General features: G+C 55.0%; 14 protein-coding genes. 4 read left to right on the top strand and 10 right to left on the bottom strand.

What is annotated here, in order from left to right:
- Nucleotides 1–22: 22 nt before the first annotated feature.
- Both AUQ43_RS11405 and AUQ43_RS11400 read right to left on the bottom strand, forming a co-directional pair.
- On the bottom strand, nucleotides 23–835 hold the full coding sequence (locus AUQ43_RS11405; protein ID WP_062956398.1) for an alpha/beta fold hydrolase: 813 nt from the start codon (nucleotides 833–835) through the stop codon (nucleotides 23–25).
- Nucleotides 836–993: 158 nt separating this feature from the next.
- Nucleotides 994–2,196 carry an aspartate transaminase gene (locus AUQ43_RS11400; RefSeq protein WP_062956397.1) on the bottom strand — a complete coding sequence of 401 codons (1,203 nt, stop codon included), beginning with the start codon at nucleotides 2,194–2,196 and terminating at the stop codon, nucleotides 994–996.
- A gap of 329 nt (nucleotides 2,197–2,525) precedes the next feature.
- Here AUQ43_RS11400 and uvrB point away from each other — a divergent pair, with 329 nt between their 5' ends.
- A complete protein-coding gene (gene uvrB, locus AUQ43_RS11395) occupies nucleotides 2,526–4,661 on the top strand; it encodes an excinuclease ABC subunit UvrB (protein WP_062956396.1) in 2,136 nt (711 codons plus the stop codon).
- A 69-nt stretch (nucleotides 4,662–4,730) separates the two neighbouring features.
- Here the strand turns inward: uvrB and msrP are convergent, their stop codons facing one another.
- Nucleotides 4,731–5,699, bottom strand: coding sequence for a protein-methionine-sulfoxide reductase catalytic subunit MsrP (gene msrP, locus AUQ43_RS11390; protein WP_062956395.1), 969 nt, complete (start codon nucleotides 5,697–5,699; stop codon nucleotides 4,731–4,733).
- 243 nt (nucleotides 5,700–5,942) lie between these two features.
- Here msrP and AUQ43_RS11385 point away from each other — a divergent pair, with 243 nt between their 5' ends.
- Nucleotides 5,943–7,211, top strand: coding sequence for an amidase (locus tag AUQ43_RS11385; protein WP_062956394.1), 1,269 nt, complete (start codon nucleotides 5,943–5,945; stop codon nucleotides 7,209–7,211).
- 52 nt (nucleotides 7,212–7,263) lie between these two features.
- Here AUQ43_RS11385 and AUQ43_RS11380 read toward each other — a convergent pair whose 3' ends face one another.
- Together AUQ43_RS11380 and AUQ43_RS11375 are read right to left on the bottom strand one after the other, a co-directional pair.
- Nucleotides 7,264–8,229 (bottom strand): PDR/VanB family oxidoreductase, encoded by a 966-nt coding sequence (locus AUQ43_RS11380; RefSeq protein ID WP_062956393.1) that lies wholly within the window; start codon nucleotides 8,227–8,229, stop codon nucleotides 7,264–7,266.
- 133 nt (nucleotides 8,230–8,362) lie between these two features.
- On the bottom strand, nucleotides 8,363–9,085 hold the full coding sequence (locus tag AUQ43_RS11375) for a GntR family transcriptional regulator (RefSeq protein WP_062956392.1): 723 nt from the start codon (nucleotides 9,083–9,085) through the stop codon (nucleotides 8,363–8,365).
- Nucleotides 9,086–9,257: 172 nt separating this feature from the next.
- On the opposite strand from AUQ43_RS11375, the gene AUQ43_RS11370 reads away from it, so the two are divergent.
- Both AUQ43_RS11370 and AUQ43_RS11365 read left to right on the top strand, forming a co-directional pair.
- Nucleotides 9,258–10,274 carry an aromatic ring-hydroxylating dioxygenase subunit alpha gene (locus AUQ43_RS11370; protein ID WP_062956391.1) on the top strand — a complete coding sequence of 339 codons (1,017 nt, stop codon included), beginning with the start codon at nucleotides 9,258–9,260 and terminating at the stop codon, nucleotides 10,272–10,274.
- A 147-nt stretch (nucleotides 10,275–10,421) separates the two neighbouring features.
- On the top strand, nucleotides 10,422–11,456 hold the full coding sequence (locus tag AUQ43_RS11365) for a TRAP transporter substrate-binding protein (protein ID WP_062956390.1): 1,035 nt from the start codon (nucleotides 10,422–10,424) through the stop codon (nucleotides 11,454–11,456).
- A gap of 147 nt (nucleotides 11,457–11,603) precedes the next feature.
- On the opposite strand, the gene AUQ43_RS11360 is transcribed toward AUQ43_RS11365, so the two are convergent.
- The 5 genes from AUQ43_RS11360 to trxB all read right to left on the bottom strand — a co-directional run bounded on the left by AUQ43_RS11360 (nucleotide 11,604) and on the right by trxB (nucleotide 19,715).
- Nucleotides 11,604–12,074, bottom strand: coding sequence for a Dps family protein (locus tag AUQ43_RS11360; RefSeq protein ID WP_062956389.1), 471 nt, complete (start codon nucleotides 12,072–12,074; stop codon nucleotides 11,604–11,606).
- Nucleotides 12,075–12,233: 159 nt separating this feature from the next.
- The gene (locus AUQ43_RS11355; protein ID WP_114129796.1) at nucleotides 12,234–14,297 is read right to left on the bottom strand and encodes an elongation factor G; all 2,064 of its coding nucleotides are present in this window, start codon (nucleotides 14,295–14,297) and stop codon (nucleotides 12,234–12,236) included.
- 824 nt (nucleotides 14,298–15,121) lie between these two features.
- The gene (locus AUQ43_RS11345) at nucleotides 15,122–16,510 is read right to left on the bottom strand and encodes an adenylate/guanylate cyclase domain-containing protein (RefSeq protein WP_062957258.1); all 1,389 of its coding nucleotides are present in this window, start codon (nucleotides 16,508–16,510) and stop codon (nucleotides 15,122–15,124) included.
- 1,015 nt (nucleotides 16,511–17,525) lie between these two features.
- Nucleotides 17,526–18,452, bottom strand: coding sequence for a LysR family transcriptional regulator (locus tag AUQ43_RS11340; RefSeq protein WP_062956387.1), 927 nt, complete (start codon nucleotides 18,450–18,452; stop codon nucleotides 17,526–17,528).
- A gap of 312 nt (nucleotides 18,453–18,764) precedes the next feature.
- Complete coding sequence (gene trxB, locus AUQ43_RS11335) at nucleotides 18,765–19,715, bottom strand: thioredoxin-disulfide reductase (RefSeq protein WP_062956386.1); 951 nt, start codon at nucleotides 19,713–19,715, stop codon at nucleotides 18,765–18,767.
- Nucleotides 19,716–19,950: the final 235 nt, after the last annotated feature.

Genomic DNA, 19,950 nt, shown 5'->3' with positions numbered 1-19,950 from the left:
ACCTTAAGATACGGCTCTGTTCTCATCCCTGATGATCGACATATTCGCCAATCGATAAGTGGTCAAGAGTTGCTGCGATCACTTGATCGGGCTGATCGAAATGCGGGATGTGGCCGCAATCCTTGATCAGCATTTTGGTCACCCGGCCGCCGGTATTTGCACAGATGGTATGGACCTGTTCATCGCTGCCAAACTGGTCATCATCGCCCTGAATGACCAGAAGCGGGCAGGTGATGTGGGCCAGTTCATCGACCATGTTCCAGTCAAGAAACGCCGGTTGGCGCCAGGTATCGACCCAGGCACGGAAGACATCGTCGGTCTGGGTAAAGTGATGGCGTTCGAGTTTGGTTTTCCAATTCGTCGTCGCATAAATTTTGGCCGCCTCGGTAATGCCGGCGACTGTGACGTCCTCGACAAAGACGTGGGCGGCTTCTGAAATTACTGACGTCACATTGTTCGGGAAGCGCGCGGCATATTTAAGCGCGATGGTTGCCCCGTCACTGTGGCCAAACAAGATCGGTTTGGTCAGGCCAAGCTCCGTGATCAGGCCGTGCAGATAGACATCGCTTTCGGTGTTGTGGAAGTCAATCGCGCGCGGAATGTCACCTGCCGCATGCGGATCGGATTTCCCGTGGCCGCGCCGTTCATAGACAACTACCGGGTGACGGGTGGCGGTTGCCAGTTTGGCGGGGAAGTCACGCCACATGCGAATGGTGCCAAGGGCCTCGTGCAGAAACAGGATGGTCGGTGCATCGGCACGCACATCATCTGGAACGATCTGCTGGCAAGACAGACTGATACCGTTCACCGTGGCATAGAAATTTTCGATATTCATGTGACTTATAGCTCTTGTGGGGCAATCTTTGTTGGGGCGATATATCGGTAATTCGGTGCGTAATTATTTGATTGTGATCATGGACAAAAAAACAGGGCCCGGCAAGTGCCGGACCCTGTTTGGGTGTTTTTTAGGCCCGAAGATCGGGCAGGCAGACCTTATTTCAGGGCAGCGCAGGCACGTTTGATACGTGCGCAAGCTTCGGTCAAAGCAGAATCCGAGGTCGCATAGGAAATGCGGAAATACGGTGCCAGACCAAATGCCGAACCCTGAACTGCCGCAACGCCTTCTGCTTCGAGAAGGTAGGTCACGAAGTCGGTATCGGTTTCGATTTTCTTGCCATCCGGGGTGGTTTTGCCAATCGCGCCCGCGCAGGACGGATAGACATAAAACGCACCTTCAGGCGTCTTGCACGACAGACCTTCGCAGTCGTTCAGCGCAGCAACGACAAGGTCACGACGCTTTTTGAAGACTTCGGCACGCTCTGCCAGGAAGTCCTGCGGACCGCTAAGTGCTTCGATTGATGCGGCCTGACTGATCGAGGAGGTATGGGTGCTGCTTTGCGACTGAACCTTGTTGATCGCCTTGATCAGGTCTTTCGGTCCTGCGGCATAACCCAGACGCCAGCCGGTCATCGCATAGGATTTCGACACACCGTTACAGGTGAGCGTACGGTCTTTGAGCTTCGGCTCGACCTGGGCGATGGTGGTGAATTCGAAACCGTCATAGACAAGGTGCTCATACATGTCGTCAGACATGACATAGACGTTTTCGTGTTTCAGAAGCACGTCGGCAATCGCGCGGAGTTCTTCACGCGAATAGGCCGAACCGGTCGGGTTGGACGGGGAGTTCAGAACAACCCATTTGGTTTTTGGCGTGATCGCGGCTTCAAGTTCAGCGGCCGTGATCTTGAAGTCGTTTGCTTCCTGACACTCGACAATGACCGGGGTGCCTTCGGCCATCAGGGTCATGTCCGGATAGGAAACCCAGTACGGTGCCGGAATGATGACTTCGTCGCCCGGGTTAAGCGTCGCGAAGAACGCATTGAACAGGGTCTGTTTGCCACCGCAACCGACAGTGATTTCGTCGATGGTGTATTCCAGATCGTTTTCACGCTTGAACTTTTCGACAATCGCCTTGCGCAGCTCGGGTGTGCCAGCGACCGGAGTGTATTTGGTCTTGCCAGCATCGAGCGCAGCTTTTGCGGCTTCTTTGATGTTGTCGGGGGTATCGAAATCCGGCTCACCTGCGCCAAGCCCGATCACATCAACGCCAGCAGCCTTAAGCTCGGCAGCCTTGGTGGTGACAGCAATGGTGGGGGAGGGTTTGATACGGCTCAAACGGTCGGCAATGAACGCCATTGGTCTGTTTCCCTGGAATTTATGAGAATTGAAAAGAATCGTGTTCTTTCGGTTCGGACCCTACGCCTGCGCTTGTTCCAATTCAAGGCTGTTTAGGGCCTTTTGCGGGTTCTTTGGGATGATTTTATCCAATTTCGTCGCCTTTAAGAAGTGCGGTTCGAAGTCCGAGCGGAAAGAACTGATGAGCAAACGTATCAAGTCACCCGATGTTCCCGGTGTTTCTTCCTGACGTCTCCTGACATTCCCTGACAGGAACTGTCAGGGGCGGGGCTTGCGGTTGGGTTTATGTGGCCTATAACTAGAGGCAAGATGAAAACAGGATTTGCCCGATGAATGCGCTACCGGAATTTTTGACCAAACGTCGCCCGCCTGTTGAAGGATCACGGGAATTCAAACTGGTGACGGAATATGAGCCCGCCGGCGACCAGCCGCAGGCGATTGCCGAGTTGATGGCGGGCATCAATGATGAAGAGCGCGATCAGGTTCTGCTTGGCGTCACCGGATCGGGCAAGACGTTCACGATGGCAAACATCATTGCCAAAACGCAGCGCCCGGCATTGGTTCTGGCACCGAACAAAACGCTGGCCGCCCAGCTTTATGCCGAGATGAAGCATTTCTTTCCGGATAATGCGGTCGAGTATTTTGTTTCCTATTACGACTATTACCAGCCGGAAGCCTATATCCCGCGGTCCGACACCTATATCGAAAAAGACAGTTCGATCAACGAGCAGATCGACCGGATGCGCCATGCCGCCACGCGTGCGATCCTTGAGCGCAACGACTGTATCATCGTGGCATCGGTATCGTGCATTTACGGTATCGGGGCGGTGGAGACCTATCTTGAGATGACCCAGCGCATTTCGGTCGGGGACGAGGTTGATCGTAACGACATCATGAAGCGTCTGGTCGAGTTGCAGTATACCCGTAATGACGCTGCCTTTTCGCGCGGGACTTTCCGGGTGCGTGGCGACGTTCTGGAAATCTTCCCGGCCCACGCCGAGGACCGGGCATGGCGCGTGTCGATGTTTGGTGACGAGGTCGAGGAACTGGCAGAATTTGACCCGCTGACCGGGCACAAGTTTGCCAGCATGGACTCGGTCACGGTCTATGCAAATTCCCACCACGTCACCCCGCGCCCGACGCTGGTACAGGCGATGTCCGGCATCAAGCAGGAGCTTAAAGACCGTCTGGCGCAGTTCCAGGCCGAGGGCAAGTTGCTGGCGGCCGAGCGGATCGAGCAGCGCACGACCTTTGATCTGGAAATGATGGAAACTGTCGGGCACTGCAAGGGGATTGAAAACTATTCTCGCTGGCTTTCGGGCCGCAATCCGGGCGAGCCGCCACCGACCCTGTTTGAATATTTGCCCGAAAACGCATTGCTGTTTGTCGATGAAAGCCACGTTGCCGTGCCGCAGATCGGCGGCATGTATCGCGGGGACTATAATCGCAAATTTACGCTCGCCGAGCACGGCTTCCGCCTGCCTAGTTGCGTTGATAACCGACCGCTGAAGTTCGAGGAATGGGAAGCAATGCGCCCGCAAAGCGTGTTTGTTTCCGCGACCCCGGGGAACTGGGAGATGGAGCGCACGGGCGGTGTGTTTACCGAACAGGTTATTCGCCCCACGGGCCTGATTGACCCGGTCTGTATCGTGCGTCCGGTGGAAACCCAGGTCGATGACTTGCTGGGTGAGGCCAAGGAATGTGCTGCCAAAGGCCAGCGTGTTCTGGTCACCACCCTGACCAAGCGTATGGCAGAGGATTTGACCGAATACCTGCATGAGCACGGTATTCGGGTGCGCTATCTGCATTCCGATATTGATACGCTGGAACGCATCGAGATCATCCGTGATCTGCGGCTTGGTGTGTTTGACGTTTTGGTCGGGATTAACCTTCTGCGCGAAGGCCTTGATATCCCGGAATGTGCGCTGGTTGCGATCCTTGATGCCGATAAGGAAGGCTTCCTGCGTTCCAAGACGTCACTGGTTCAGACGATTGGCCGCGCGGCGCGTAACGTTGACGGGCGCGTGTTGCTTTATGCCGACAAGATGACCGACAGCCTCGAATATGCGATTGGCGAAACCAATCGCCGGCGTGAAAAGCAGATGGCCTATAACGAGGAACATGGGATCACGCCGGAAACCGTGCGCTCGCGGATCAATGATGTTCTCGAAAGTGTCGCCGAACAGGATTACGTCACCGTTGATACCGGGGTATCTGGTGACATGATGGTTGGTCATAACCTGCGCGCCCATATCGAGGATCTTGAAAAACGCATGCGTGACGCGGCCGGGAACCTTGAGTTCGAGGAAGCCGCAAGACTGCGTGACGAGATCAAGCGTCTTGAGGATCAGGAACTTGGTCTGGCAGAAGCCGGGCCAATGGCGCGGACAATTGGAACCGCCGGGCCGGGATCAAAATCGGCCAACAAACCGAAATACAAAGGCCGGCGTCGCAAGGGGCCATAAGGCAATTAGCCAAACGAAAAGCCGGTGTTTGATGACACCGGCTTTTGTTTTTTGACGATGGAGTGCGGGTTACATAAACAGCCGTTCGTTTTCCATGCCCTTATAGATGTCGGCGACATATTCGCCGTAGCCGTTATAGATCCGGGTCGGCACGCTTTCGCCGTTATTGAGCAGCCTCTCATGCGCCTGCGACCAGCGCGGGTGGGGAACTTCCGGATTAACATTGGCCCAGAAACCATATTCGTCGCTGTTGATTTCTTCCCAGAAGCTTTTCGGGCGCTTGTCGGTGAAGGTAAAGCGGACGATGGATTTGATGTTTTTAAAACCGTATTTCCAGGGCGTCACCAGACGCAGCGGTGCGCCGTTCTGCTTGGGTATTTCTTCGCCATAAATGCCCGTGGCAATCATGGTCAGTTCATTGGTGGCCTCGGCCATGGTAAGGCCTTCGATATAGGGCCACGGATACCAGAACTGACGCAGGCCCGGCATGGTGTCCTTTTGGCTGGCGGTTTCCATTTCGACATATTTCGCGCCTGACAGCGGCTTGGCGAAATCAACCAGTGCCTTCATCGGGAAACCGGACCAGGGCACAGTCATCGCCCAGGCTTCTACACAGCGGAAGCGATAGACGCGCTCTTCAAGCGGCATCTTTCGCACAAGGTCTTCGAAGTCGATTTCAATCGGCTTTTCAACCAGCCCGTCGATTACGACGGTCCATGGGCGGATGCGCATGGCCTGGGCTGCCTGCGAGATCGATTTGTGCGATCCGAATTCATAGAAGTTGTTATACGTCAGCGCCTTGGACTTTTCGGTCATTTCGCGTTCGACCGTATATGCCGGGTTGCGATCCACCGGATACAGATCCGCGGTCGAACCCGATCCCTGTGCCATTGCAGAGCCCAGCGGGAGGCTTGATGCTGTTGCGCCGATTGATCCAGCGGCGATTCCCTTAAGGAATTGGCGGCGGTTTTTGTAAATCGACTCTGGCGTGGCGTCTTTCTCGGGGATTTCCCACCCCTTTTTGCGGCGTATCAGCATGGTGTCCTCCGTTGATCCTTAGCATACTGTCCTTGGAAAACCTGCTTCGGGCAAGTCACGCCTCGGTGAGCGGGCGGTGAAAGGACTTGGAATCACGTATGTTCATTTGTCTGTACGGGATAAAACGGCGATCCGATCCTTGATCGCAGTGAAGGGTAAGCCTATGACAGTGGAAAGCTTTTGAGCGGAATCAACGCGATATTCCGCCGCAAGATATCAGGAAAATGTAATTAGGGTGCAAAAATGGGTGCAATAATCGACAAGGCCAAGGCCGCAATTGATCGGGTCAACGCGCTTGGTGATCTGAAGGGCAAAATATTCACCGAGTTTGATGAAGATCGTATTTTGCGCGCTGCCAAAACGGCAGAAGACCTTGTTGCTGCCAACCCAGATTTGCCGCTTGCCGGGAAGCTGGTGTCGATTAAGGATCTTTACGATGAGGCTGGCATCCGGACGACGGCCGCATCAGAACTCCTTAAGACCGCAGCCCCCGCACGCGAGGACAGCGTGGTTGTGCGCCTGATAAAGGAAGCAGGGGCCGTGCCGTTTGGCCGCACCAGCATGAGCGAGTTTGCCTATTCCGGCGTCGGGTTGAACCCCCATTACGGCACGCCGGGCAATGTCTTTGATCCGGAAGGTATTCCCGGTGGATCGTCATCCGGTGCCGGGGTAAGTGCAGGCCTTGGTCTGGTGGATATTGCGATGGGGACGGATACGGGGGGCTCGATCCGAATTCCATCCGCGATCAATGGCCTTTACGGTTACAAACCAAGCCGCCTTTCTGTGCCCAGAGCAGGTGTTTTGCCGCTGGCCGACGGCTTTGACACCCCCGGGCCTTTGGCGCGCGATCTTGAAACCGCAATTTCGGTGTTTGAGGTCATGAGTGGCCAAAGCGTTCCCCGGGCTGAGGATAAAAAACTTCGGATCGGAGTTCCGGTTAACGCCTTTACCAATGACATTTCTGAACGTGTGAAGGCCGACTTCGAGATGATTTGCGATACGCTTCGCAATGCAGGCCATGAGCTGGTCGAGATTGACATGGGGTTTGTTGCCGAAAATGCGCTGGTCACCCGTGATCTGGTGTCGAGCGAAGCAAAAGCCATCTATGCAAAGGACTTTGCCGCCCTTGAGACCTGCGGAGACCCCTATGTCCTTTCAAGACTGAAATTTGCCGATAGCCTGACCAAGGACGACGTCATCGCAGCCTATGCCAAACGCACAGATGTGATTGCCCGTTTCGGGGCTGCGGTTGCGGACGTGGATGTCATGATTGCGCCGACCCTGGCAAGAATGGCCCCCAAGATTTCCGAGGTCGAGGCGGATATCGAAACGCTGAACCCGCTCATGCTGCGTAATACGGGCATGCTTAATCTGCTTGATGCCTGTGCGATTTCGATCCCGGTTGGTGTTGCCGGTGAAACGGCACCCGCGGCACTTATGATTGCTGCCACGCACGGACGCGACAAAGCCGTTTTGAACGCTGCACGCCTGATTGATCCGCTATTTGACTGATCGTCCCAATCGGACGGGAAAACGGCCCGGACACGATCCGGGCCATTTTTGTTTAGAGATCCAGCGTTAGGCGACCGTTGCTTTGCATGCGGGAGACGCAAATACACATCTGATCGTTCTGGGCTTTCTGGCTGTCGCTGAGATAGGCGTCGCGATGCGACAGATCGCCATCATGTTCAAGGACGACCGATGTGCAAATTCCGCAATTGCCCTTTTTGCAGTCGTAAAGCGGGTCAATGCCTTCGTCGATCAGGACATCCAGCACCGATTTGCCGACCGGGACTTCGAAGGTCTGGCCGCTTTGCGCCAGATGAACCTCGAAACTGGTGTCGTCAAGCTGTGCGGCAGGGGTGGTAAAGCGTTCATAATGAACATTTTCTGACGCCCAGCGATTGCGGCGCGAGGTATCAAGCACGGCATCAATCAGGCCGCCCGGACCGCAGACATAGACGTGCTTGCCGGCCTCAGCCGTGCCAAGGATGGTGGCAAGCGGCATGCTGCGTTTTGCATCGCCGCCATCAAAGTAAAGCGCGCAACGCCCGTTGGCGGCATCAAGCGCCTCTGTCATCAGGGCCATGTCTGTGTGGTTGCGGCTGGCATAATGCAGGACAAAATCCTTGCCGGCCTGCTGCAACGCGGTCGCCATGGCAAGGATTGGCGTGATGCCAATGCCGCCTGCAATCAGGATGGTTTTGGCCGCACTTCCAACAAGCGGGAAGTCATTTTGCGGCAGGGCGATTTCGATGACATCGCCGGTTTTGACCTTTTGATGCATATACATGGACCCGCCTTCGCCGCCTTGCTCACGTAGCACGGCAATCCGGTAAAGATCGGGCTGCCCCGGGTTGATGATGGAGTAGGACCGTTTGACTGGCTGGCCGGATTTATCGGTGACGGTGAGTTTGATATGCGCACCCGGTTCGGCGGGCGGCAGGCTTGTGCCGTCGGTGGCGACAAGATCAAAACCGCGTATGCGGTCGGTCAGGTCATGGACCTGTTGAACGGTAACTTCAGGCATGGCGATTTTCCTTCCCGGGTCCTCAGATTCGCTCTGAGTGTGTTTGTCTGTGGGTTTGACTGGATCCAGATTAGATCAATTGGATCCAATTTTGTCAAACCTGATGGGATTGGAAAATGCAGGTCGGTGTGGATTATGCGGTATCTTCGCGTTCGATGACGGTGAAGTTGTCAGGCATATCCTGTGTCGGGCCAAGGATTTGCGTATAGCGCAGTGCCGCATTGGCATGTTCGCGCATCAGGGCTTCGGCGCGCGCGCCCTGGCCATTGTCGATGGCATCGAAAATGATGTGATGCTGCATGTGGCTGAAATTGAATCGGCGGAATTCGCCGGTCATGTCATCGCGGTTAAAGGCGATGGATGATACGGATGCAAATGGCAGGTGGTCGTTGCGCGACAGGGCATCTTCGATGGCAACATTGCGGCTCGACTCGATGATGGTGTTATGAAAGCGCATGTTGAAATCGTGATAGGTTTCCATGTCCTCATCGGTCAGGAATCCCTTGGAAAACAGGGCGTCACCCGTGGCCAGGCATTCGATCAGGTGGCTTCGCGCCGGAAGGGAAATGCCGCGTTCACTGGCAAGGCGTGCGGCAAGTCCTTCGAGGACGCCACGCACTTCGATGGCATCGGCAATTTCCGTCGGGGTGATGGCGCGCACGGTGTATCCGCGACGAACCCCTTTGCGCAGCAGGCCTTCCTGTTCGAGGGTTCGAAAGGCAATCCGGACCGGTGTGCGTGATACGCCAAGTCGTTCAGCAATCGGGATTTCTGCCACCCGCTCGCCGGGTGGAAGTTCCCCGTTGGCGATCATTTTTCGCAACGTAATCAGGACGCGCTGGCCATGTTTGCTCATGCCGGTTTCCGTTCTTGTGACTGTCGGGGGATCATAGTTCAGTTCGGATTATGAAAAAAGCATCTTGCCAAATTGGATCCAATTTGATTACGGTTAGAACCATAACAAAAACTTGGGTGGATTGAATTCCACTTGAACGTAAGCGTTTTAAATGACGCCAAGGGAGAGAACGATGTTCCTGCGTAACTTCTGGTACGTCGCAGGCTGGGACGGCGAAATTGGCCGCACCCCCGTCGCGCGTACGATCTGTAATGAAAATATTGTTTTGTATCGCCGTGCCGACCGGTCATTGGTCGCGCTTGAAGACAGCTGCCCGCATCGTCTGTTGCCGCTAAGTCAGGGCTATGTCGAAGGCGACCGCCTTGTGTGTGGCTATCACGGACTGGAATTTGATGGTGATGGTGCCTGTGTTCACATGCCCAACCAGCAAAGCATCCATCCCGAGGCCTGTGTCCAGGCCTATCCGGTGGTCGAGAAAGACCGGTTTGTCTGGGTCTGGATCGGCGACAAGGAAAAGGCTGACGAGGCGCTTGTGCCCGAAATTCCGCATGCGTCCGAAGCAGGCTGGGTCTTTGATGGCGGTACCTATGATGTGAAGTGCGGGTATGAGCTTCTGGTCGATAACCTGATGGATCTGAGCCACGAGACCTATGTGCATCCATCCAGCATCGGTCAGCTTGAGATCACCGAGAGCCTGCCCCAGACGCGATCCGATGACGAAAGCGTCACGGTCGAACGCTGGATGGAAAACATTGTCCCGCCACCGTTCTGGGCCAACAACCTGAAATCCAAGGAAGTCTGCGACCGCTGGCAGATCTGTACCTTTACCCTGCCATCCAATGTGATGATTGATGTTGGTGTTGCACTGGCCGGGACAGGTGCGCAGCAAGGGGACCGGTCGAAAGGTGTGACCGGTATTGTCGTGAACTGCATGACCCCGGAAACAGAAACCACGTGTCGCTATTACTGGGGCATGGTGCGCAACTTTGACATCGATGATAACGGGCTGACCCAGAACATCAAAGATGCGCAGGCCAAGGTGTTCTATGAGGATCTTGAAGTCGTCGAAGGTCAGCAGGCCAACATGCTGCGCCATCCGGAACGCAAGCTTTTGAACTTCAATATTGATGCGGGCGGTGTGCGTGCACGGCGTCTGATTGATCGGGCACTTGCTGCTGCTGCGGAATAATCAACGCAAAACAAAGCCGGATCCGAACCGGTTGAAGAACGCTACGAAAAGAGAGAGACGCTCAGTGCTGTGAAACACCGCACCAAAACCGTGCCAAGCGGGCGGGGATGCTGAGCGCATTTTCAGGGAAAACGTCTGAGGTTGAAAATGTTAAAACGCCTGTTTGTATCGGCAGCAGTTGCTGCTGGCTGTTTGGCAAGCGCGCTTTCTGCGCAAGCCGAACCGGAATTTACCTTCGTTTTGGAACATGTGCTGGGACCCAAGGCAACGGCACAGGCCAAATTCCTTGAGCCCTGGGCCCAGCGGATCGAGGAACAATCTGACGGTCGCATCAAGATCGAGATTTATCCGGCGATGGCGCTTGGCGGCAAGCCGACCGAGCTTTACAGCCATATTCGCGATGGTGCGGTTGATCTGGGGTGGAGTGCACTTGGTTATACGCCCGGTGTCTATCCGCGCAGTGAAGTGTTCGAGCTGCCGTTCGTTCATACCGGCAGTGCGGCCATCACCAACATGGCCATCCAGGATATCTATGAAGAGCACCTGTCGCAGGACTTTGACGACATCAAGCCGTTGCTGATCCATGTCCATACCGGGCAGGCAATTTTCACCACCGAGAAAAAGATCGAAAGCCTTGCTGATGTCGAAGGCATGAAGCTGCGTGCGCCGTCACGTACCGGGGCATGGATGCTCGAAAGCTGGGGCGCACAGCCGGTCAGCATGCCGGTTCCTGATTTGCCGCAGGCCTTGTCGCTTGGTGTTGTTGACGGTGCGCTGATCCCGCACGAGGTCGCCATTCCGTTCAAGATCCCGGATATGACCCAGTATGCCATCGAAGGTGACCAGGGTGTTCGGTTCGGAACGCTGGTCTTTATGTTCGCCATGAACAAGGATCGTTACGATGCCCTGCCAGATGATCTGAAAAAGGTCATCGATGATAATTCCGGTCAGAATATCGCGCGCGAAATTGGCGAGGAATGGGATGCGATTGAACCGCGCGGTGAGGAGATCTTTGCCAAATCCGGTGAGTTGGTCACGCTTTCGGCGGAAGAAACCGCAAAGTTTGCCGCAAAAGCCGACGAAGTAATTGATCGCTGGATCGCGGAAATGAACGACAAGGGTGTTGATGGTGCCGCCATCGTGGCCGCCGCACGCGCTGCGATTGCCAAGCATAGCCAGTGAGATGTTTCAGCCCGGTGACCGGGTTGCTCCTTTCCCGGTCGCAGGCATCGTGCGTCACAGGGGTGTGGTGTTCTTGTGACGCACATATATGAAAACGGCCCGGAATGTTCCGGGCCGTTTTGCGTCGGCGACACGAAAAGTCGGTGTTTAGCCTTCAAGCAGGGAGCGCAGCATCCAGGCGGTTTTTTCATGGACCTGAATACGGGCGGTCAGAAGGTCTGCGGTGGCGTCATCGTCCGAGCTATCGCAAATCGGATAGAGCGAACGCGCGGTCTTGATCACGGTTTCATGGCCTTCGACCAGTTGCGCAATCATGTCCTTGGCGGCGGGCACACCTTTTTCTTCCTTGATCGCGGTGAGTTCACCATACGCCGAGAAGCTGGCCGGGGCATAGGCACCCAGTGAACGGATACGTTCGGCGATTTCATCAATCGCGGTGGCCAGTTCGGTATATTGTTCCTCGAACATGGTGTGCAGGGTCTGAAACATCGGACCCGTCACGTTCCAGTGGAAGTTATGGGTTTTCAGATAAAGCGCATAGCTGTCTGCCAGAACACGGCCAAGGCCGTCGGCGATTGCAGTGCGGTTTGACTCGTTGATGCCAATATCAATCTGCATGGTTATCTCCTTTCCGGGGTGGGGAGCCCCACTTGCTCCTTGGTTCTGAACGCAGTATCGGACACAGGAAAACTTTATGCCAATCAATCATTTAATTCTTTGTGATAGGACAATTCTATTACAAAAAAATGTGGTTATTTGGCTAACCGGCACGCACGCCTATTTTGCGGTTTTCCGAGACCGGGCGATAACTGCGTCGGCCTGTTTGCCGCCAAGTTCTTGCATGTGGGAAAACTGTCGGGTGAAGAAGCCGGTTCCTTGTGACAGGGATCGCAGTTCCGTCACCATATCGATGGTTTCAGAGGTGGGTATGCGCACCTCGATCTCATCCCAGCCCTGCCAGCCTTCCTTGGCGATAAAGCCCAAGATCTGCCCGCGTCTGGAGCTGACCAGCCGCTGTGCTTTTGAAGTGAAATCAGACGGGATCGATACCGTGCAGGTATCAATCGGTTCCAGCAATGTCGGGCCGGCAGATTTAAGCGCCTCGCTGATCGCGATCCGTCCAGCCATCTGGAAGGCTTGATCGGAGCTGTCCACGGCATGAAAAGAGCCGTCGGTGAGCGTAACAGCGATATCCACCACAGGAAAGCCGAACGGACCCGATCGCAAACCATCACGAACGCCCTTTTCAACGGCCGGGATATATTGGCGGGGAATGGCACCGCCAACGATTTTTTCGCTGAATTCGAAACCCTCGCCACGGCCAAGCGGGCGAATGTCGATTGCTACATCTCCAAACTGGCCGTGACCGCCGGTCTGCTTTTTATAGCGTCCACGTGCACTGGCCGGTTTACGTATGGTTTCCTGATAGCCGGTCTGGACGGGTGCTGTTGAGATATCCAGATGGTAGGTCTCGGCAAGGTGTGCCAGCGCGCATTGCAGATGAATGTCGCCCTGACCCGATAACAGAAGTTGTCCGGTTGCCTGGTGATGGCCAAAACCAAGCGCGCGATCCTGTTCGCAAAGATGACGCAGGGCTTCGTTCAGTTTCACATCGTCGCCGGGGTTTGCAACCTTAAGCCCTGTTTCATAAAGCGGGGGCAGGGGATCGGGCCAGAGGTTTTCCATTTCACCTTCCGGGCCGATCAGCATGCCGGTGCGCAAACGTTCCACCCTTGGCAGACCGACAATCGCGCCAGTCAAAGCCTGATCAATCTTTTCATGTTTGTCGCCCAAGACGGCGCAGATTCCAGATAGCTTGTGGCCACCCAACGTATCACCGTTTGACAAGCTGCCCGAGAGAATGCGGGCAAAACAAAACCGTCCGGCATGGGAAAGGTGAACGGTTTTGAAAACTTGCAGGATCGTCTGGTTTTGGTCGGGTTCGACCCCAAGACGGTGGGCGCAGACATCTGAGCAAGGCGCTTCATGACGCAGTGCTTTTAGCAGTCGGATGATCCCGCGGTCATGTTCGGCAGACCCGAAAAACACCGGTACGATCAGGTCCTGTGCCAAATCGCGTTCAAGATTGTCATAGATGGTGGCCGTGGCGGGTGTCTGGTCTTCAAGAACCTGTTCAAGCAATGCGTCATCAAAGTCCGCCAATGCCTCGAGCAATCCCTCGCGGGCCTCGTTTTCGCGATCCTTGATGTCTGATGGAAGGGCCGTGAGTTGCGATGGCTGTCCTTCGAGATAGGCATAGGCGCGTTCCGAGACAATATCGACAAAGCCGGTAATATGTTCATCATTGGCATCAGCATCACGAATGGGGATTTCGCGCATGACAAGCGGCCGCTCCGAAATGGCTTGTAGCGCATCAAGACAGCTGCGCAGGCGCACACCGGCATGGTCGGTCTTGTTGATGAAAATCAGGTGCGGAATACGGTTTCGGTCCAGAAACTTAAGGATCGGGGCCACTGTCATCACCCGGGCAGGATCCGGGTCGACGACCACGATGGCGACATCACAGATCATTGCAGCTTCACGGGCATCCTGGGCGAAATCGACAGAACCCTGACAATCAATGAAGTGCCATTCTTCACCAAGATAGGTGGCGTGTGCGCAGGTAAGTTCGGTGCTCATGCCGCGGGCGCGGGCTTCGCGTCCGGCGTCACCAACGGTGTTGTGATCGCGCACAGACCCCTTGCGATGCAGGGTGCCGGTCGCAAGAAGCAGGCTTTCAAGCAGGGATGTCTTGCCGCTGGAATTGGGGCCGATCAGGGCGGCAACCCGCGGGGCATGTGGCTTGGTCGATGAAGCGCTTTCAGGTGTGCTTGCAGGCATTGGCATCTCCTTGACGAGGAAGACCGATCCCCCAGCCATCGGTCAGCACAAAAAGGCCCCAACCATCATGATCCGCAACCATGACCTGTTCTGGCAGCATTATCGGGGCCAGCATCCTATGGTGTGCTTCAGCCTGTCATGTTTGATGCGTTCGCGCGACCGCGACAAAGAAAAAAATGTCTTCCTGGCCGAGACACCCCTGATTAGATCATGATCCATGCCAATGAAATCAAGGGGTTGGTTCCGGCTTGCCTTTATTGGAACACAATTCGCCCCGAAATGGCCCAATGTGACCTGTTTTCCCGCCTTGATTTCAGGGCATATTCACAACTGTCAGTCGAGGACGTGGTCAGCAGTCTCTGTCCCCCCTCACGTTGCTGGCCAGATTGATTTCAGGTTGTTCCCCCACCTGAAATACCCCGGCTGACCTGGTCTCCCCAAGACCATAATGACCCCGAATAGATTGGGGCGGGTTTTATCCCGCCCCACTTTTTTGTCCGGGTCCGGGGCGTTTGATGCATTGAACAGAAACCTTGCCGCAATTGCCCCAATTTGCCCCCAAAAGGTCACCAAACACCGATTTTTGAGCCGCATTTCAAAGGCATATTCCTAACTGTCGGATGCGAAAACATCGATGCCGTGCACTCCCTCACGTGCATCGAGGCCCGGATCGGCGCCCGTCCTCCCCCAAGGCGTCGTGCACCCCGCGGGTAAGGCAGCGTATCCGACCGGTCTCCCCAAGACCATCTGTCCCCAAAGCCCGGGCGAGCTTCCAGCTCCCCGGGCTTTTAATTTGTCTGCAAGCCGGGAAGAATCGGGTTTGATCAATCGCGTGACGTGATCGGGCTGTCGGATTTTTGTTGAAGTACTCTTGGCGCAGATTTCAGAGGTGGAAGGGAAAAGATTTTTGTCGATTTCTCACGGCCACGCACGGTGACGTCGCCGCGTTCTTCCCATTTCGGGATGTCGTCGTGATTGCCGCAGGCACGCATGGTGTCCTCGGTTGCAAGGATATAGGTGCCGAACTCCTTGTTGAGCGATTCGAGCCGGGAGGCAATATTGACGTTGTCACCATGGACCGTGAATGTCAGGCGACTTTCCGACCCGATGGCGCCAATGACGATTTCACCGGAATTAATCCCGCAGCGAGTCTTAAGCGGACTGCCATGGCTGTAAATGCGGCGTTCCGAGAGGTCCTGAATGGCAAGGGCGGTGCGCACGGCGTTGAGCGCGTGATCGGTGTCTGGCGTGACGGCGTTGAAGGTGATCAGCATGGCGTCGCCTTCGAACTGCGTGATGACACCGCCAAAGCGCGAAATTAATGCGCTCGTTTCGGTGAAATACTCGTTGAGCATTGTCGCCAGTTCTTTTGGCGAAAGTTTTTCGGAAATCGATGAAAAGCCTTCGATGTCGGTAAACATCACTGTCGCGTTGACCGCATCACCGTCGCCCGGCCGGATCTGTTGTTCGGCGTGGGTAATTCGATTGGCAATTTCGGGCGAGACAAACCGCGACAGGTCACGGGCGGCGATTTCATCGGTGACGGCACGAATAAACGATCTTTTGGCGCGCATCACGGCAATCGCCAGAACGGCCGTGACCAGGACAATGGCAATGATCTTGTCGACTTCCGCCCCGATCAGAATCGAGTTTGAGGTCAGATAGGTCACATAATCACGTGTGATCATGCTTTTGCCGCCCTCCGACCAGATGACATAGCCAGTCAGAATAACCCAGCCAGCCGCCGCTGTGCCGCCGGCAATCAGGATATAGCGCGGATCAAATCGCAAGCTGCGCAGGGCAATGAAGATAAAGACATACAGAACGGTCGGCGCCTTGAGATAGAAGCTTGCCGGTTGCATGTACTGGATATGGAAGCTCCAGATCAGCACCATCAGCAACCCGATATCGGCGATCACTGAAGCAGTCAGGAACCAAGTCGACAGCTTGTTGCGATAGGCAAGCGCCAACCGCTTGAGGGTAAAAAGATAATACAGTCCCAGCGCCCATGGCACAGGCTGGATACCATCGGACATCGGCTTATTGGGCGAGATGATATAAAGGGTGGCAAAGATCGTCACCAGCAGCAGCTGCACCCAGCCGATCAGCTTTTCGCTTTCATATTGCTGCTTTTCAATCGCGTTGTGCACACGTTCAGGCAGGTGACTGTTGGCATTCTTGCCAAACAGGAAGGCACTAAGCGTGCTTTTCATGGTGCCGATGTCCCGATCATGTCGATGGATGTCCTTTGTGGACATATTGAATGCACCATAGTGAAACGATAGGCGCAACTTGCCAAGTCGTGATGCGATGACAGGTGATCACAGCTACGTGCGGGTCGACAGGAATGGCTGGATGTTGCCGGTGAACCGGGCAAAAAAAAAGCCGGGCAACAAATGTGCCCGGCAAGTTTATCAGGGAGGCTTCACGTCTGGGAGACGTAGGACCCTTCTCAGGGCCCTGGGTAAGCCGGACAGGGCGTCCGGCTAAGACCGACATAATCGGTCAGGGAGAAAACTCTGTACCGCGGTGCGGTGTTTGCCGCTGCGGTTCGAGAGGAAAGATAGCGTTTTTGACGATAATGACCACTGCCAAATTGCTTTTTCAGCCATGCATTTTCTGCATAAATGTTCGAATGTGCAAATTACAGGATTAAGCGATTGAATTATAACAATAATATTTGGAATTGATTGTCGTGTTTGCCTCTGGATCACTTTTCAGGGGCTGAGATCATTGTGCGGTCGCGCAAAAAAAAGCCGGTAGCGGGGGAGCTACCGGCGAGATCAACAGGGAGGCTTACGTCTGGGAGACGTAGGGAATCCGGGGGAGATTCTCGTGCCGGATATCGCTCCAGCGGGCGGATCGTCCAAAGATCAGGGAAGTTGGTGCGATCTCGCTTTTTGCGGATGCTCACAACTTATGATGAGAATATAGACGAGCTCTGAATGGATTTAAAATTGAATAACCACAAATCAACCATGCATCTGATGCATGACAACAAAATGTCAGCAATTTTAAGACATTATGGCGTTATTGGCGTTTGTGTGCGCTGTGATGGATATGGTGCGCACCCAAAATCGCCTTCTGGTGGGTGAAAGATTTAACCCTGATCTTGGATGTTTTTCTGTGCCGGTGGCCGATGTATCTATGATCGCGATAAACGACAACAGCCCGGCGATGCCGGGCTGTTGTCGTTTCTATCGTCAGGATGGATGTCGTCCTGATTGTCTATTTCTCGGCAGCAGCGTTTGCAGCAGCGGCGGCCTTTGCCTTGACCTTTGATATTTCCTCGATCAGGAAGTCGCGGAATACAGCGATGCGTTTTGAATGACGCAGTTCTTCGGGGTAAACAAAATAGGCATCGAAGCTTGGCCCTTCGAGTTCCGGCAGAATACGCACCAGATTGCTGTTGGATGGCAGCAGATAGTCGGGCAGGGCCGAAATCCCCAATCCGGACTCGGTTGCACGGAAGATGCCATAGATATTGTTCAGCTTCAGGATCGGGCGCATGTCCGGTTTGAACTGCTGGGCTGTCGCCATCATCCAGTTGACGTTGGAAACCGGCGGGCGGGCATCCGCACCATAAATAATAAGGCGGTGATCCTTGAGCTCTTCCGGGGTTTTGGGCATGCCGTACTGTTTGATATATTCCGGCGATGCAAACACATGATAGCGCAGGGTCATCAACTGGCGCTGAACAAGATCGGCCTGACGTGGCGGCTGCATGCGGATGGCAACATCGGCCTCACGCATGGCAAGATCGAGTTCCTCGTCATTCAGCACCAGCGACAATTCGATTTCCGGATAGCGTTCAAGGAATTCGTTGATTCGCGGCGTTAACCAGGTCGACCCAAAGGCAACAGTTGTCGTGACCTTGAGCGGGCCGCTGGGCCGTTCCTTTGATTCGCGAATGCGGGCCTCGGCCATGGATAGCTTGGCAAAGACATCATGGGCGGTGCGATAAAGCAGCTCGCCCTGCTCGGTCAGGATCAGGCCACGCGCATGGCGATGGAAAAGCGGGACCTTCACGCTTTCTTCGAGTGCGCTGATCTGCCGGCTGACGGCAGACTGGCTCAGATTAAGGTTTTCCCCTGCGTGGGTGAAGCTCCCGGCTTCGGCAACAGCGTGAAAGACACGCAGCTTGTCCCAGTCCATAGACCTGCTCCTAGATTCACCAGCGCACGGTCGATGCGCCAGACCCCTGATAATGGTTCTCTTCTTTTATGGTCAATTTGGTTTCAACACTGTTAAGTGCCTCACAGGCTTTGACCAAGTACATGATTATTCAATCAATATGAGGCCTGTAGCATTTTCTGCAAGAAGACATTTTCATGGTCTGATCACGGTGCGTCACGATTTGCGGCGCAATGTCAGGGAACCGGCGGGGTCGCGGAAGGTTGGAACCATTAAAAAAGGGGACGCCAGAAGCGTCCCCTTTTGGTGTTTGCATCACCTTGTGCCAAAAGATCAGGCTTCGTGCTCGGCGATGAATTTTTCAGCTTCAAGGGCCGCCATGCAGCCCATGCCCGCTGCTGTCACGGCCTGACGGTAAACTTTGTCGGTGACGTCGCCTGCGGCGTAAACGCCTTCGACGTTGGTCACTGTGGTGCCCGGTTTGACGAGGATATAGTTTTCATCATCCATTTGGACCTGGCCCTTGAACACGGCAGTTGCCGGGTCATGACCGATGGCAACAAAGAAACCGTCTGCCGGGATATCAAGTACGGCATCGGTTTTGACATTGCGCACACGTACGGCCTCTACCCCGTCCATCGGGCCGTCACCGCCCAGAATGTCGTCGACAACGCTGTCCCAGACGACTTCGATCTTTTCGTGCTTCAGCAGGCGTTCCTGCAGCATCTTTTCTGCCCGAAGCTCGTCGCGGCGGTGGATCAGGGTCACCTTGGAGCAGATGCCCGCCAGGTAAAGTGCTTCTTCAACGGCGGTGTTGCCGCCGCCAACAACCGTGACCGGTTTGTTGCGATAGAAGAAGCCATCACAGGTCGCGCAGGCTGAAACGCCGCGGCCATTGAATTTTTCTTCGCCGGGCAGGCCCAGCCAGCGGGCCTGTGCACCGGTCGAGATAATGACGGTCTCGGCAATATAAGTATCGCCGGAGTCGCCCTTGCAGACGAATGGACGCTTGGAAAAATCGACCTCGGTGATCAGGTCATGCACCATTTTAGTGCCGACATGTTCGGCCTGCGCCTTCATCTGATCCATCAGCCATGGGCCCTGGATGACATCGGCAAAGCCCGGATAGTTTTCGACATCGGTGGTGATCGTCAACTGGCCGCCCGGCTGAAGGCCCATAACCATCATGGGTTCGAGGTTGGCACGTGCTGCATAGATCGCGGCGGTGTAACCGGCAGGGCCGGAGCCAATGATAAGGACTTTGGTCTGATGTTCCTGGGCCATGGTGTCTGTATATGTCCGAGATGAGTAAAAACTGATGTCGAACATATGAGGAGACCGCGAAAGACGCAACCGCCAGAGGAAAAGTTTGCAGACCGAGGCAGAGCGCCTGATGCGGGATAAAATTTCACGTCTGAAACCAGTAAAATCCGGAAGGCAACAGGGGACGTTGTTTGAATGGCGTCAACCCGGCAACAGGGTGCCCGGAAACCGGATTCTGCAGCATTTTCAGCTACGG

It is taken from the genome of Thalassospira sp. MCCC 1A01148 (genome assembly GCF_001613795.1).
Classification (GTDB): domain Bacteria; phylum Pseudomonadota; class Alphaproteobacteria; order Rhodospirillales; family Thalassospiraceae; genus Thalassospira.
The sequence above is the reverse complement of the archived record's forward strand: the minus strand, read 5'-3'. Positions and strand labels throughout refer to the sequence as shown.